Below are 15,328 nucleotides of genomic sequence, written 5' to 3'. Positions count from 1 at the left end.
CGTGAGCGTGGAAATCGCGGGGGATTCTACGCGCATGCGGCGCGCGGCCAAAGCATTTTGTGCACTGCGGCGCAGAAGGCTGCACTGCCCCGTTCAGCCGGGGCAGCGGGTTCAACCCAGTTCGGCGCCTGCGGTGGCAGACAGCTCATCATGCCCCAGTTCGCCGGGCGAGCGCGCGATGACGCGGTTACGGCCCAGGTTCTTGGAGCGGTACAGCACGTCATCGGCCGCCCGCAGCAGGTCCTGCACGCCGGCAAAGCGCTCGTAACCACCCTGGGTGGCCACGCCAGCGGAGAAGGTCACGAACAGCGGCCCGCCCTCCAGTTCGACCATCGGGGTGGAGACGATGCTGGCCAGCACGCGGCGGATCACGTCCAGGGCCACTGCTTCGCTGGTGTTGGGCAGCAGTGCGACGAATTCCTCGCCGCCGAAGCGGGCCACGGTGTCGCTGTTGCGCAGCTGGCCCTGCAGCTTGTTGGCGAACACGCGCAGCACCTCGTCACCGGTCAGGTGGCCGTGGGCATCGTTGATTTTCTTGAAATCGTCCAGGTCGATGAAGGCCACCGACAGCGGCCAGCCCTGCCGGCCGGCGCGCTGAAACTCCTGGTCGAGCACGGTTTCCAGCTGGCGGCGGTTGAGCACGCCGGTGAGGGCGTCGCGGTGGGCCTGGTCGGCCAGGCGCTTTGCCCGCGCCTCGAATTCGTCGGCGCGGCGGCGCGCCTGCTCGGCATCCTGCATTTCACGCAGGTTGCGCAGCGTGGTCAGTTCCTGCGCGTGGTCGATCAGCTCGCGCACGCGGGAGGGCGAGCTGAGGCCGGTCTCGAACAGGCTGGCGATGTCCGGCAGCGCGTCGCTGATGCGCGCCAGCACCTGGTCGAAGCGCGCGCTGTCCAGCTGCAGGCGCTCGTGGACCTCGTGCAGGGCGCGTTCGCGCGCGCCGTCGGCATCCTCGTCCAGCCAGATGTCGGCAACCGCGCCTGAGAGCTGGACGCAGGCCTGGAAGGTGTTGTCGGTGGCGGGCTCGGACTCGCTCAGGCGGATGCTGTCCACCAGGTAGCGCGGCAGGCCCCACTGTTCGGCCACCCAGGCGCCGACGTCGGCGTGGGTGCAGCCCAGTTCCTTGCGCTCGCGGGCGAGCAGGTCCAGGTTGCCGCCGGCTTCGCGCAGCAGGGGCAGGTAGCGCTCGGATTCGGCCTGGGCCAGGCACAGCACGCCCATGTCCTGCAGCAGGCCGGCCAGCATCAGCTCTTCCAGCCGGCGCAGGCCGCGGGCCTGGCCCAGCTGGCTGGCGGCCAGGGCGCTGAGGATGCTGCGCTTCCAGGCGCGCTGGCGCAGGTCGTGGTCGGCGCCGCTTCCACCAGTCAGGCCCTGGGTGACGGTGAAGCCCAGCGCCAGGCTGATGGTGGCGTTGAGGCCGAGCATGGTCAGTGCCTGGCCGAGGTTCTCGATGCGGCGCCGGCTGGCATACAGCGGCGAGTTGGCGATGCGCAGCATGCGAGCGCTCAGCGCCATGTCGATGGCGATGATGTCGGCGGCGGTGGCGATGTCCGCTTCCGGGTCCTGGGCCAGTTCGATGATGCGCAGGGCAATACCGGGAGGCGAGGGCAGGTTGCGGCACAGCGCCAGGGCAGCAGTCAGCTCAGGAGGCATGTCGGATCGTTCAATTCCATTAGGACAAGAATACCTAGGGATACATCACAGTCTGCGACTTCTGTTCCTGTTATGCGATTGCGTATTCCCCTGTGTCGAGTATCGGCTTGAATGGCGGATAACGCAAAGATCCTTGCTCTGGATGTGCGCACCAACGGTGCGCACCTACCGGGGAGAGGGGAGTGCGCACCTACCGGAGAGAGGGGAGTGCGCACCTACCGGAGAGAGAGTGCAGGCACCCGCGGTGCACACCCATGGGCATAAAAAAAAGAGCCGCGGTTTCCCGCGGCTCCTTCTGGTCGTTTTACAGCCGGTGGGCTGGAATCAGACCTGCATCGCCTTGGCAACTTCGGCGGCGTAGTCTTCAACCACCTTCTCGATGCCTTCACCGACAACCAGCAGCTGGAAGCCAGCCACGTCGGCGCCGGCGGCCTTGACCACCTGCTCGACGGTGGTGTCGCCCAGCACGTAGGTCTGGCCGTACAGGGTCACTTCGCTGACGATCTTGTTGATCTTGCCGGCGATGATCTTTTCCAGGATGTCGGCCGGCTTGGACTTGTCCTTCTCGGACATCTTGGCCAGTTCGATTTCCTTTTCCTTTTCCACGAACTCGGCCGGCACATCGGCAGCCTTGTTGTGCGGCGGCTTCAGCGCAGCCACGTGCATGGCCAGGCCACGGGCCAGCTCGACGTCGCCGCCGATCAGGTCAACCAGCACGCCGACCTTGCCGTTGGTGTGGACGTAGGCACCGACGTTGCCGGTGGTGTCGACCTTGACCAGGCGACGGATCTGGATGTTTTCACCCAGCTTCTGGATCGCGGTGGCACGGGCTTCTTCGACGGTTTCGCCGGAGGCCAGCTTGGCGGTCTTCAGGGCTTCGGCGTCAACGGCGCCCGATGCCAGGGCGGCAGCGGCGACGGAATCGACGAAGTTCTTGAAGTTGACGTCGTTGGCAACGAAGTCGGTTTCCGAGTTGATCTCGACCAGCACGGCCTTGCCGCCGTCCTGAGCCAGGCCCAGACGGCCTTCGGCGGCCACGCGGTCAGCCTTCTTGTCGGCTTTGGCGGCGCCCGACTTGCGCAGGGCTTCAGCAGCGGCGTTGATGTCGCCGCCGGCTTCGGTCAGCGCCTTCTTGCATTCCATCATGCCGGCGCCGGTGCGCTCGCGCAGTTCCTTGACCAGGGAAGCAGTGATTTCCACGGGATTACCTCACGAAAGAAAGGGGTTGGGCCGGCATGGTGGCCGGCCCGTGTGACAGTGTCCGGTCGCCGCGCCAGTGGCAGCGGTCAGGACAGGTGGGCGCAGGGCGCCCACCGGGGCCTGGATCAGGCCTGGGCTTCGCCCTTGTCAGCAGCAGCCTTCTTGGCCGGTGCGCGACGGGCCGGCTTGCCTTCTTCGGCAGCAGCGGCTTCGGCGAACTCTTCTTCACGCACCGAAGCAGCGTGCGGAGCAGCAGCCTTGCCTTCCAGCACGGCGTCGGCAGCGGCGCGGGCGTACAGCTGCACAGCGCGGATGGCGTCGTCGTTGCCCGGGATCGCGTAGTCGACCAGTTCCGGGTTGTAGTTGGTGTCGACCACGGCGATGACCGGGATGCCCAGCTTCTTGGCTTCCTTGATCGCGATGTCTTCGTGGCCGATGTCGATCACGAAGATGGCGTCCGGCAGACGGTTCATGTCCTTGATGCCGCCCAGCGAGGCTTCCAGCTTGTCGCGCTCGCGACGCAGGCCCAGCACTTCGTGCTTGACCAGCTTCTCGAAGGTGCCGTCGGATTCACCGGCTTCCAGTTCCTTCAGGCGGGCAACCGACTGCTTGACGGTACGGAAGTTGGTCAGGGTGCCGCCCAGCCAACGCTGGTTCATGAACGGCATGCCGCAACGCTCGGCTTCTTCACGGATGGTTTCGCGGGCGCTGCGCTTGGTGCCCAGGAACAGGACGGTGCCGCGCTTCTGGGCAACCGACGAGATGAAGTTCATCGCGTCGTTGAACAGCGGGACGGTCTTTTCCAGGTTGATGATGTGGATCTTGCCGCGGGCGCCGAAGATGTACGGAGCCATCTTGGGGTTCCAGTAGCGGGTCTGGTGGCCGAAGTGGACGCCGGCTTCCAGCATCTGACGCATGGTGACCTGGGGCATTGCAATACTCCTGACGGGGAACCGGCGATTCCGCCCGCGGGATAGGTATGCGGGACGCGTGGAAGCGCTGATGGTTCCGGGGTTGGGCTTCCCTGTTGCCTCCGTGGCCGAACTCCTTGCGGAGCACCCCGGCACGGATGGGGGCAACAAGTGTGGATTCGCCGATGACGTACGGCGTGGACGGTGTTCCGCGCACAGGGCGGCAGGACATCCCGGCGATTATAGCCCGGCGGCGGCGTCCGCTGCAATTGCGGGTCCGGGCGCAGGCAGGACCTGCACCTGTCCATCCTGCAGGCGGGCCAGGAAACGGCCGCCTCGGTAGCTGTCGGTACGGGGCGGCAGCTGCCAATGGCGCTCCCGGGCGGCCAGCACATACCCGGCGAGACCGGGCAGCAGCACGTGCGGCTCGCCCTGCGCGTCCTCGTACACGAGGTCGCTGAGGCGGGCGTGGCGGGGCCCCTCATTATGCAGTCTCAGCTGGGGCTGCGCCGCATCGCCGGCCGTCTCCACCCAGAGCCGGGCCCGCGCGCCGGTGGGATCACCGCCGCGGAACAGTGGCAGGGAATAGCGCGACTGCCGGCGGTCATCGGGGGTCAGCATCACCCGGTAGGCCTGTTCGGCGGCGACCCGTGCGGGCGTTCGTGGCAGCAGCCAGACCCGCTGGCGGGCGCCGGCGGGCAGGTCGATCAGGGTAGGACTGGCCAGGACCTGCTCGCTGCGCTGCAGCCGTTCGGCACCGGTCTGCTGGTCCCAGGCCCAGATCTGCAGGCGCCCGCGCCAGGGCCCCGGGCCGGGGTTGTACAGCCACAGTTCGGTACGGCCGCCGGCCGCGGGCAGCTGCAGGGTGGTCGGCACCAGCTCCAGTGCCGCCGCCGGCAGGGCCAGCAGCAGAGCCAGCAGGCCGGGAAGCCGGCGCCCGGGCATCAGTAGTAGACCGTGGGTGGTTCGGGCAGCACGCGGCCGCCTTCGTCCCCGGTCGGCGGTGCGAGCTCACGGACCTGCGCGGGCAGGGCCGGGGCCTCGCTGTACTGGGCGGGGACCGGGCAGGGGTCGGTCGTGCCGGACGCGGTGGCGCAGCCCTCGACCACCACCAGGCGGATCTGCAGGGCGGTGGTCGCCGGCTCGGCCCGGGCGGTCATGCTGGCTGCCAGCATCGCTGTCATCGATAGCGCACGTACCACCGGCCGTCTGCCCTGCTGGAAATCCCTGAGCGCGGTATCGGCCGCGATCGGTGGATCTGTAGAGAAAAAGGCGCAGTCGAGCATGGCTCGACGCTACGAAAAGCGCGGTCCAGGGCATGCGGGTTCAATAGGTGATGGTCACCGTGATCCGGTCGTTGTAGGTGCCGGCCGGCGGCTGTCCCGTCATCGGCGGCACGCGGCCGTAGATGGTCAGCTGCTGCGCCGTGCCGGTGCCGGTGCCGCTGGCAGTGTCCACGGTGAGGGTGTTGCCCCAGCGCTGGCTGCGCGCGGCATCGCGGTACAGCTCGTAGCCCAGGTAGTACCTGCTGCCACCGATGGTCGTGCTCATCCGCCGCGTGCTGGTGGCGGCTGGGTTGTTCTGGCCGTTGTCGAGGCTGACCTGGTAGGCGGTGTTCTTCAGGCAGGTCAGGGTCACGGTGGCGGTCTGGTCGATGTTGGCGGGGATGCCGCCGGTAACGTTGCCGAAGTTCATGTCGGTGGTGACGTAGCTGCCACACAGCGGCAGCACGTTGGCGGTGGCGGTGAAGCTGAAGGCCGCGCTGGCCGTGGCGGTGCCGGTGGCGCCGCCGTTGCACGTGGCCGGCACCGTCGCGGTGCCGAGCAGGACTTCGTTCCAGGCCCAGGTGAGCACCACGCTGGCACCGCTGAAGGTGCTGCTGTAGGCACCGGAGGCCAGCGCCTGGTTGGCCGGGATCTGCGCCGTCAGGCTGGTGCTCTGCGCGCCACTGCCGCCGGTCAGCACTGGCACGTTGTAGCTCATGGTCAGCTCCTGCGCCGGGGGCGTGCCGCGCGGCACCAGGCCGGTGACCTGGCTGAGGCCTGGGTCGTTGTAGAGCTGGAAATTCATCGTGTCGGCGCTGCCGGTGGTCATCGTCCGCCAGGCGGAGTTGCTGCCTCCGGTGCCGGGGCCAATGCCGACGCAGACCCGCACGCCGGTGGTGGCCAGCAGGCTCAGCGCGGCTGTGCTGCAGGTGACGGTGATGTTCAGCGTGGCAGTGGCGGGGCCAGCCGCGAGGCTGGTGATGGTGCCGAACGGCAGCGTCGGATTGGCGGTCGCCACGCAGGTCGCGGTGGCGCGGGCCGGTGCCGCCACCGCCAGGCCGGCCAGCAGCAGCAGGACCAGCAGCAGGTGGCGGGCGGTCATGGCGCGGTCTCCGGGATGCATTGCAGGGCGGCCGGGCGCGGCTGCGCGCCGCTGGCCACCACCTGCGGCTGCTCCGGCACGCGGGAACGGCACTGGCCGCTGCTGGTGGTGACGCACAGCGTGGTGCCGGGGCTGACGTCTTCCAGGTACAGCAGGCCGTCGTAGCCCACCGTGGCCTGGCGGCCATCGGGCAGCCGGACCTCGCTGCCGGCCTCCAGCGGTTGGCCCTGCAGGTCCTGCAGGATCAGCGTCACCGACGGCCGTGCGCGCAGCTTGAAGGTCACCCCGGTGCCGGCCCGCTGGCGCGGCGTGACCCAGTCCTCGATGCGGTCGGCGCGCATGTCGGCCGGCAGGTCCAGGGTGTCGATCGAGACGCGGTTGCGCTGCCAGGACAGCAGCGGGCTGACCAGCAGCAGGCCGCGATCGTCGGTCACGCCGATCAGCCGGTTTTCCAGCCGCACGGGCACGCCGCCGACGCCGCTGGTGCTGACCACCGCGAAGGCATCGGAGACTTCGCGCGTGGCGAAGGTATGCCCGTCCATCCACACCAGGCTGCCACTGGCGCTGGCATAGGCGAAGTTCAGTCCGCCTTGGCGTGATGCGCCGAACGAATAGCGGCCGACGTCGTTGAGGATGCCGACCTCGGCCAGGCCGCCGGTGCCGTCGTCGCCCTGGCGGATCTGGGCGCGCCAGCCGATGCCGCTGGCGCTGCCGTCGCCCGGCACCGGCTGGGTGACATCGGCCACCCAGCTCTGGGTGCCGCCGTTGCGCTGGCTGGACACGCTGGCCTGGCGGTTGTTGCCCAGGCTGGCAGTCAGTGACAGGTAGATGCTGCGGTCCTCGGATCTGTCCAGGTTCTGGTTGACCGACAGGTAGGCCGACCAGCGCGGGCTCCAGCTGCGGGACCAGAACAGGCTGGCATAGCGGTTGTCGTCGCCGTCGGGGTAGCGCAGCCGCAGGTAGCTGGCGCTGAGCGTGCCCAGTTTCAGCAGGTCCACGCCGACGGTGGCCTGCTCGCTGATGCTGGGTGGCAGGTTGTCCTGCAGTGCGCCCAGATCGCGGAAATCGCCGTGGCTGCGCACGCTGCGCAGGTTGAAGTTGAAACGGCGGTTGTTCCAGCTGTAACCCACCGCCCATTGCCCGCCCTGCAGGCCCTGGTAACGGCTGTGTGCGTAGGCCAGGTTGACCACGCCGGCGCTGCCCAGCTGCCACCAGCCGCCCATGCCGGCCTCGGCCAGGCCGGCGCCGCCTTCGGCATGGATCTCGCCGGTGAAGCGGTCGCTGATGCCGCCGTGCCAGTTGGCGCTTGCCACGGTACGGTCGTCGTAGGCGAAGGAGCGCTCGCCGAACTGCTCGCGCAGCCGGCCCACGCCCAGCGACCAGTCCGAGAGGCCTTTGGCCAGCAGCTGCTGGGTGCCATAGAAACTGAAGTCCAGCGTCTGCATGCGGCCGAACGCATCGGTCACCACCACCTGCGCGCTGCCGGTGCCGCTGATGCCCGGCTGCGCAGCCAGCTGGAACGGGCCGATCGGGACCTGGCCGCTGTACTGACGCAGGCCGTCCACGTAGAGCTCGACGGTGGAGGGCACCACAGCCTGGCCGAGGAACGACGGGGTCGGGGTCAGCACGCGGTAAGGCTGCAGCCCATAGTTGCGGCCGATCTGGATGCCGCCCAGGCGCACCGGTCGTGACCAGTCGACGTAGCCGCTGTAGAAATCACCCACTTCCAGAGTCAGCGCCTGCTCCGGGAAATCCAGGGTCCAGCGCGTGTCCAGGCGCACGCTTTCGCTGCGCCAGTGGCGATCCCCGGCCTGCTGGTAGCGACGGCTGATGGTGGTGTTCTCGAACGTGCCGTCGCCGAGCCCGAAGATGCGCATTTCCGAGGCCACGCTCAGATTGGCCAGATCGTCGACGCGGCTGCCGTACACGTCGTAGTTGAACAGCACGCCGGGCGAGGCCTTGCCGCTGGGCGCATTCACCTGCGGGCGGCTGAGCACGGTGGTCGGCAGGGTCAGCTGGTCCAGTGGCACGTCCAGCGCGAGGGTCTGCAGGCCGGCGTCATAGCGCACCACCACGCCGTCGAGCTGGTCCAGGAAAACCGGCGCTTGGCCGGTGGTGTTGAAGCCGAGCTGGCGCAGCACCTCGGGGCGGGCCTGCAGGCGGCCACGGTCTTCAACGAAGGGCAGCAGCCCGCGCGGCGTGCTGTTCAGCAGCACGTCCAGATACAGGGTCTGGGTGGCGGTGAGCGGGGTCGGTGCCGGCAGGATGGCATCGGCAGACACCCCGGAGACATCGGCGGCAAGCGTTGCCGCGGGAGCCAGTGCCGCACCCAGCAGCGCGCTCACCAGGGCCTCAGCGAGCCTGTGGGGGCGATAGCGGTGTCTGCGCGGACTCGCCATTGAGCTTGGCCGTGATCTCGTCGTTGTCGCGGTCGATCGCCGTGCGTTCCAGCGGCCAGCGCATCACCTGCCCGGGCAGCACGTAGCCGAGCAGCCCCGGGTGGATGATGCGCGGCCGCTTGGCGCTGCCCAGCGCCAGGTCGGCGATCTGCGCATAGCTGTTGCCGCTGTTGCGGATTTCCACTCCGTTGCGGCCATCGTCCAGCCGCACCAGCCGGGCCTGCAGCTGCGGGGCCAGCGTGCCGCCACCGCCGGGCTGGATGAACACCGGGATGGAATAACGGAGGACGAACTGCATGCCTTCGGCGCGGGTAGCCAGGTCCGGCACCTCGTCGACGATCAGGCGGTAGTACTGCTGGCTGGCGGGGGGCTGCGGGTCGGTACGCATCACCCGGATCAGCTGTTGCTGGCCGGCCGCCATTTCCTTCATCGGGGGGGTGGCCATCAGGTCGGTGGTGAGCAGCAGCTGCTCCTCGCCGTCCTGCTGGCTCCAGCGGTAGACCCGCACCTGCACCTTCACCGGTGACGCACCACTGTTGGTCAGCCACAGTTCGGCGGCGCGCTGGCGTGGATCCATCTGCAGGCTGGTGGGCGCCACCTGCATGCTGGTGGCCGCCGCCGCGGTGGCCGACAGTGCGAGGCCGAGCAGCAGCGCCACCCCAGTGGCGAGCCACGGGCGGGGAAGGGCCATCCGATGCCACCCCATCAATAGGTGATCGTTGCGGTGACCGTGTCCAGGTAATTACCGGCCGCGGCGTTGTTGGTGCTCAGGTTGGTGATCTGGCCATACACCTGGTAGGGAACCGCCAGGCCCGTGCCGATACCGGCCTGGGTGTTGGTGCCCGAAGTGGCGCCCCACACCAGGGTGCGCGCCGCGTCCTGGTACAGCTGGTAGCCGACATAGTTGTTGGCCGTCACCGCGGCATTTGTGTTCTTCATCCGCCGGGTGGTCACGTCGTTGGCGGTGCCCGCATTGGCGCCGGCATTGAGCGAGATCGTGTACGGGGTCAGTGCCGAGCACTGCGCCGTGACCGAGCCCTGGCCCAGGGTCGGGGTGGCGGTGGTCGACGCGGCCGTGCCGAAGTCGACGTTGGTGGCCGCGGCTGCGGTGATCGTGCAGGCCTTGGTGACGATCAGGGTGACGTTGAACGTCGTGGTGTCGGCAGCCGTTGCGGGGCCGGCCAGAAGCAGGGCCACGGCCCAGGTGAGCGGGGAACGGACTGCAGATCGCATGTACAACCTCCCTGACCCGTGGGTCTGTTGAACGGACGGTGCGGCACGTTCTGAGACGCGTTGACGACGGTCCCGTTCAGCCTAGGGTGGGTAAGTGTCTGTATCCAGTGATGTTTGCGTCGGACAAAGCGCGGGTTGGGTCACGTTTTCACGGTCCTTGCCGGATCCGTGCATCGTCAGTTCGCCCAGTTGGGTGGCGTTCGTTCAGATTGTGGCCGGATCAGCGATAATGGGTGCCATGAGCGTGAATCTGAAAACCCCGCAGGAAATCGAGGCGATGCGCATCGCCGGCCGCCTGGCCAGCGAAGTGCTCGACATCGTCACCCCCCATGTCAAGCCCGGTGTCACCACCGAGGAGCTGGACCGCATCTGCCACGACCACATCGTGAACGTGCAGGGCGCCACGCCGGCCAACGTCGGCTACCGCGGCTTCCCCAAGAGCGTGTGCACTTCGGTCAACAATGTCATCTGCCACGGCATCCCCAGCGAAGGGAAGGTGCTCAAGGACGGCGACATCATCAACATCGACGTCACCGTCATCAAGGACGGCTGGCACGGCGATACCAGCCGCATGTACTTCGTCGGCACGCCGTCGGTGATGGCCCGCCGCCTGGTCGAAGCCACCTACGAAGCGATGTGGCGCGGCATCCGCGCGGTGCGTCCGGGTGCGACCCTGGGCGACATCGGCCATGCCATCCAGAGCTATGCCGAAGGCGAGCGTTTCAGCGTGGTGCGTGAGTACTGCGGCCACGGCATCGGCAAGGTCTACCACGATGAGCCGCAGGTGGTGCATTACGGCCGCCCGGGCCAGGGCCTGGTGCTGCAGCCGGGCATGACCTTCACCATCGAGCCGATGATCAACGAGGGCACCCGCTACAACAAGGTGCTGCCGGACGGCTGGACCGTGGTGACCAAGGACCGCAAGCTGTCGGCGCAGTGGGAGCACATGGTCGCGGTCACCGAGACCGGCGTGGATGTGCTGACCCTGTCGCCGGGCGAATCGCAGGTCTCCTGACGATGCTGCCGGCGGGTTCACTGCTGGACGCGCCGGCCGATTCGCTCGAGGATCCAGAATGGGCGTCTGCCGCACGGCAGGCGCTGCAGCAGGCCGATGCGCGCCTGTACCGCCGCTTCGACCAGGGCGACAACATCGAGCGCCTGATCGCGCTGCGCGCGCGCGCCGCCGACCACCTGATCCGCCTGGCCTGGCAGCGCTGCGTGCCGGCCGGCAGCGGGTTGTCGGTGTTCGCGGTGGGGGGCTATGGCCGCGGTGAGCTGTTCCCGCGCTCTGATATCGACCTGCTGGTGTTCGGCGATCCGCCTGCGCAGCTGGCCCATGAGGCCGGCCTGTCGCGCCTGTTCGCGCTGCTGTGGGACTGCGGCCTGGCGGTCAGCCATGCCGTGCGTTCGGCGGCGCAGTGCCGTGAGGCTGCCGCCGACCAGACCGTGCTGACCGCACTGATCGAAGCGCGCCCGATCGTGGCCGACGATGCGGCCCGGCGCGCGCTGCGCGGGGCCATCGATGACCGCGAGCCGTGGCCGGCACGCACCTTCTTCCTGGCCAAGCTGGAGGAGCTGCGCAACCGCCACCAGCGCTTCGGCGATACCGCCGACAACCTGGAGCCGGACCTGAAGGACGGCCCCGGTGGCCTGCGCGACCTCAACACGCTGGGCTGGATGGCGCTGCGTGCGTTCGGCGTGCGTGACCTGGAAGCGCTGGTTGGACTGGGCCATCTGGGCGCCGATGAAGCGGCCGCACTGAAGCGCGAGCGCGCGGTGCTGGCACGCCTGCGTTTCGGCCTGCACCTGGTGGCGCGCCGCCCGGAAGAGCGCCTGCGCTTTGATTACCAGAAGACCCTGGCCGCACGCCTGGGCTTCGAAGACGACGCCGAGAACCTGGGCGTCGAAAAGATGATGCAGGGCTTCTACCGTGCCGCCCTGGTGGTGCGCCGGATCAGCGACCGCCTGCTGCAGCGCTTCGAGGAGCAGTTCGACGGCGAGGCGCAGCCGGAACCGTTGACCGTGGGCTTTTCGCTGCGCCGTGGCTACCTGGCCGCCAATGATGCCGAGTGGCCGTGCGGTGACGTCGGCCAGGTCTTCGCCCTGTTCGCAAGCTGGGCCAACAACCCGCAGATCCGCGGCCTGCATTCGCTGACCGCGCGTGCGCTGGCCGAGGCGCTGCCGCTGCTGCCGGCCTACGACCGCGCCGATGCCAATGCCCGCGAACAGTTCATGGCCCTGCTGCGCGGCCAGCGTCCAGTCGACACGCTGTCACGCATGGCGCGGCTGGGTGTGCTCGGGCAGTGGATTCCCGCCTTCGCCCAGGTCAGCGGGCGCATGCAGTTCGATCTGTTCCATGTCTACACGGTCGACCAGCACACGCTGATGGTCCTGCGCAACATCGGCCTGTTCGCCAGCAGCCGTGCCGACGAACGGTTCTCGATCGCCCACGAAGTCTGGCCGCGCCTGCGCAAGCCCGAACTTCTGCTGCTGGCCGGGCTGTTCCATGACATCGCCAAGGGCCGTGGCGGCGACCATTCCGAACTGGGGGCGGTGGACGCGCGTGCGTTCTGCCACGCCCATGCGCTGAGCGGCAGCGATACCGAGCTGGTGGCCTGGCTGGTGGAGCAGCACCTGCGCATGTCGGTGACCGCGCAGAAGCAGGACATCGCCGATCCGGTGGTGATCCATCGCTTCGCCACTCTGGTCGGCAGCCGCGACCGCCTGGACTACCTGTACCTGCTGACCTGCGCCGACATCGCCGGCACCAGCCCCAAGCTGTGGAACGCATGGAAGGACAGGTTGCTGGCCGATCTGTACTTCGCCACCCGCCGCGCGCTGCGCGATGGGCTGGAGCACCCGATGCCGGCCGCCGAACGCGTGGCCGAGGCGCGTGAGAGCGTACGCGCGCTGGTGCGCGAGCAGGGCTACGACGATGCCACCATCGATCGCCAGTTCGCGGTGATGCCCGACGAGGGTTTCATGCGCCTGCGCCCGGAACAGCTGGCCTGGCAGGCCTCGGCGCTGGTGCCGATCAAGCAGGGCCACACCCTGGTGAAAGTGCGCCGGATCAGCGTGGACGACCCCGCGCTGGAAGTATTCGTGCACTCGCCCGACCGCGATGGCCTGTTCGCTGCGATCGTGATGACCCTGGACCGCAAGGGCTATGGCATCCATCGCGCACGCGTGCTGGATGGCCCGTCGGACACCATTTTCGATACCTTCGAAGTGAGCCCGGCCGACACCTTCGCCGATGGCAGCAGCGCCAACCTGGAGGCCGCGCTGCGCGAAGCGCTGGGTGGCGACCTGACCCTGCTGCGCCCGTCGCGGCGAGTGGTGCCCCGGCAGCTGCGCCACTTCCGTTTCGCCCCGCGCATCGAGTTCCGCGATGAACCCGGCGCGACCCGATTCGCCCTGGTCGCCCCCGACCGCCCCGGCCTGCTGGCCGACGTGGCGTTCGTGCTGCGCAACCAGCGCCTGCGCGTGCATGACGCGCGCATTGCCACGTTCGGCGAACGCGCCGAAGACACCTTCGTGATCAGTGACGAACACGACCTCCCCCTGACCGAACCCGCCCGGCAGCAGCTGCATGACGCAATGCTGGCCTGCCTGGACCCTGATCGAAACGCCGGAGACCCCACCTGATGGCCACCAAGCCCGTGAAAAAGACTGCTGCGACCGCCAAGAGCGCAGCGGCGAAGAAGACTGCCGCACCGAAGAAGGCCGCCCCGGCCAAGGCACCGGTGAAGAAGGCTGCTGTTGTGAAGAAGCCGGTCGCGAAGAAGGCCCCGGCCAAGAGCGCCGAAGCTGCACGCGCCGAAACCATCGCCCGCAAGTCGCTGCGCAAGCCACCGGTGCCGGGCGTGGAAGAGCTGAAGTTCGGCATCGAAAGTGCTTTCGAGCGCCGCGCCACGCTGACCCTGCACGAGCTGGAAGGGTCCACCCGTCCGCTGGTCAACCGCGTGATCGATGGGCTGGAAACGGGCGAATTCCGCGTCGCCGAGCCGGACGGCCACGGTGGCTGGAAGGTCAACGAGTGGCTGAAGAAGGCCGTGCTGCTGTACTTCCGTGTCAACGACATGGCCATGGTCGACGCGCGCCCGGCGCCGTTCTGGGACAAGGTCGAGTCGCGCTTCGCCGGCTATGACGAAGCGAAGTTCCGTCGCGCCGGCGTGCGCGTGGTGCCGGGTGCGATCGCCCGTCGCGGCACGTACTTCGGCAAGGACGTGGTGCTGATGCCGAGCTTCACCAACATCGGCGCCTACGTCGGCGAAGGCACCATGGTCGACACCTGGGCCACCGTCGGTTCCTGCGCGCAGATCGGCCAGCACTGCCACCTGTCCGGCGGCGCCGGCATCGGCGGCGTGCTTGAGCCGTTGCAGGCCAGCCCGACCATCATCGAAGACCACTGCTTCATCGGTGCGCGTTCGGAAGTGGTGGAAGGCGTGGTCGTCGGCCACCACAGCGTGATCGGCATGGGCGTGTTCCTCAGCCAGAGCACCCGCATCTACAACCGCGCCACCGGCGAGATCACCTACGGCTACATCCCGCCGTACAGCGTGGTGGTGTCCGGCTCGCTGCCGAGCAAGGACGGCACCCACTCGCTGTACTGCGCGGTGATCGTCAAGCAGGTCGATGCCAGGACCCGCAGCAAGACCAGCGTGAACGACCTGCTGCGCGGCCTGGCCGATTGAAGGCGACTGCGCCGGAGGACCTGGCGCCGTCGGCGATCTACCGGCATCCGTCCGACAGCCTGTTCGGACGGGTGCTGCCGCGCCTGTTGCATGCCCCCCGGTGGACCTGGCTGCGCCGCGCGCTGTCGCGGCGCTGGCCGATGCCGATGCTGGCCAGTGATGTGCGCGATGTGGTCTACGTGAGCTGGTGGGTGGATGTGCGGCACGCGCCGCCGCCGCCGCCCGGCCACCATTACGTCATCCATGAAGGGCGCACGCCCTACACCATCCTCAGCTACCGCCACGGCCACTTCGGCCCGCGTGCGGCCGGGCCGCTGCGTGCGCTGATGCCGTCGCCACGGCAGAGCAACTGGCGCTGGTACCTGCGCCGCGATGACGCTCCGCAGGGAACGCCGGTGGTGCTGTTCGACCGCAACGTGATGGACCGGCTGGCCTTCGTGGCCGGCGCGCGTGCGTTCAGCGATGCCATGCAGCCGCATCTTTCCAGGCGCTTCGAGCATGTGGTGCGCGACGATGGCGGTGGGCACACCCTGATCGAAGGCGGGCAGGGCAGTGCCCCGGGCCTGCACCTGCAGTGGCGCGCGGCCGAAGGTCTGGAGGCTGATGCATGGACCGCCGCTTTCGGCGGGCATCCGGACCTGCTGCGTTTCCTGACCTGCCAGGACGAGGCCATCGCCCGCACCTGCGACCAGCGCTGGGCCAGCACCCGCATCGATCTGCCGGTGGACATCATCCAGCTGCAGCCGCTGCAGCTGCAGGGCGAGCTGCAATGCCCGCGCCTGCAGGCGATGGGCGTGGACCTGGCCGAGGGGCTGGCCCTGCGCCTGCCATCGTTGCCGTTCCGGGTCGTGTCCGAGCGCCTGTTGTGAGATTC

Annotated in this window: 13 protein-coding genes; 4 read left to right on the top strand and 9 right to left on the bottom strand. The window is 68.4% G+C overall.

The window, feature by feature from the left end:
* Positions 1-111 precede the first annotated feature (111 nt).
* The 9 genes from AC1VXD_RS01590 to AC1VXD_RS01550 form a co-directional block, all read right to left on the bottom strand.
* On the bottom strand, positions 112-1,650 hold the full coding sequence (locus AC1VXD_RS01590) for a sensor domain-containing diguanylate cyclase (protein WP_482990533.1): 1,539 nt from the start codon (positions 1,648-1,650) through the stop codon (positions 112-114).
* A gap of 324 nt (positions 1,651-1,974) precedes the next feature.
* A complete protein-coding gene (tsf, locus tag AC1VXD_RS01585) occupies positions 1,975-2,850 on the bottom strand; it encodes a translation elongation factor Ts (RefSeq protein ID WP_108768307.1) in 876 nt (291 codons plus the stop codon).
* A gap of 125 nt (positions 2,851-2,975) precedes the next feature.
* Positions 2,976-3,782 (bottom strand): 30S ribosomal protein S2, encoded by an 807-nt coding sequence (gene rpsB / locus AC1VXD_RS01580; RefSeq protein ID WP_116863041.1) that lies wholly within the window; start codon positions 3,780-3,782, stop codon positions 2,976-2,978.
* 219 nt (positions 3,783-4,001) lie between these two features.
* Positions 4,002-4,706: a fimbrial biogenesis chaperone gene (locus AC1VXD_RS01575; RefSeq protein ID WP_482990532.1), complete on the bottom strand. Its 705-nt coding sequence runs from the start codon at positions 4,704-4,706 to the stop codon at positions 4,002-4,004.
* Positions 4,706-5,047: a hypothetical protein gene (locus tag AC1VXD_RS01570; protein WP_482990531.1), complete on the bottom strand. Its 342-nt coding sequence runs from the start codon at positions 5,045-5,047 to the stop codon at positions 4,706-4,708. The genes AC1VXD_RS01575 and AC1VXD_RS01570 overlap by 1 nt, the downstream gene beginning before the upstream one ends.
* 40 nt (positions 5,048-5,087) lie before the next feature.
* A complete protein-coding gene (locus tag AC1VXD_RS01565; protein WP_482990530.1) occupies positions 5,088-6,128 on the bottom strand; it encodes a Csu type fimbrial protein in 1,041 nt (346 codons plus the stop codon).
* Entirely contained in the window at positions 6,125-8,527 is a 2,403-nt protein-coding gene (locus tag AC1VXD_RS01560) for a fimbria/pilus outer membrane usher protein (RefSeq protein WP_482990529.1), read from the bottom strand. Before AC1VXD_RS01560 ends, AC1VXD_RS01565 begins: the two co-directional genes overlap by 4 nt.
* Positions 8,481-9,218, bottom strand: coding sequence for a fimbrial biogenesis chaperone (locus tag AC1VXD_RS01555; RefSeq protein ID WP_482990528.1), 738 nt, complete (start codon positions 9,216-9,218; stop codon positions 8,481-8,483). Before AC1VXD_RS01555 ends, AC1VXD_RS01560 begins: the two co-directional genes overlap by 47 nt.
* 14 nt (positions 9,219-9,232) lie before the next feature.
* Entirely contained in the window at positions 9,233-9,760 is a 528-nt protein-coding gene (locus AC1VXD_RS01550) for a Csu type fimbrial protein (protein WP_482990527.1), read from the bottom strand.
* A gap of 238 nt (positions 9,761-9,998) precedes the next feature.
* On the opposite strand from AC1VXD_RS01550, the gene map reads away from it, so the two are divergent.
* Genes map through AC1VXD_RS01530 form a run of 4 tightly spaced genes read left to right on the top strand, consistent with a single transcriptional unit; the run spans position 9,999 to position 15,323 of the window.
* A complete protein-coding gene (map, locus tag AC1VXD_RS01545) occupies positions 9,999-10,775 on the top strand; it encodes a type I methionyl aminopeptidase (protein WP_482990526.1) in 777 nt (258 codons plus the stop codon).
* Between the two features lie 2 nt (positions 10,776-10,777).
* Positions 10,778-13,405: a [protein-PII] uridylyltransferase gene (locus AC1VXD_RS01540; protein WP_482990525.1), complete on the top strand. Its 2,628-nt coding sequence runs from the start codon at positions 10,778-10,780 to the stop codon at positions 13,403-13,405.
* Positions 13,405-14,454: a 2,3,4,5-tetrahydropyridine-2,6-dicarboxylate N-succinyltransferase gene (dapD, locus tag AC1VXD_RS01535; RefSeq protein ID WP_482990524.1), complete on the top strand. Its 1,050-nt coding sequence runs from the start codon at positions 13,405-13,407 to the stop codon at positions 14,452-14,454. Before AC1VXD_RS01540 ends, dapD begins: the two co-directional genes overlap by 1 nt.
* Positions 14,451-15,323, top strand: coding sequence for a hypothetical protein (locus AC1VXD_RS01530; RefSeq protein ID WP_482990523.1), 873 nt, complete (start codon positions 14,451-14,453; stop codon positions 15,321-15,323). Before dapD ends, AC1VXD_RS01530 begins: the two co-directional genes overlap by 4 nt.
* Positions 15,324-15,328 lie beyond the last annotated feature (5 nt).

It is taken from the genome of Stenotrophomonas sp. STEN054 (genome assembly GCF_056854535.1).
This window is presented reverse-complemented; position numbering and strand designations above follow the sequence as displayed.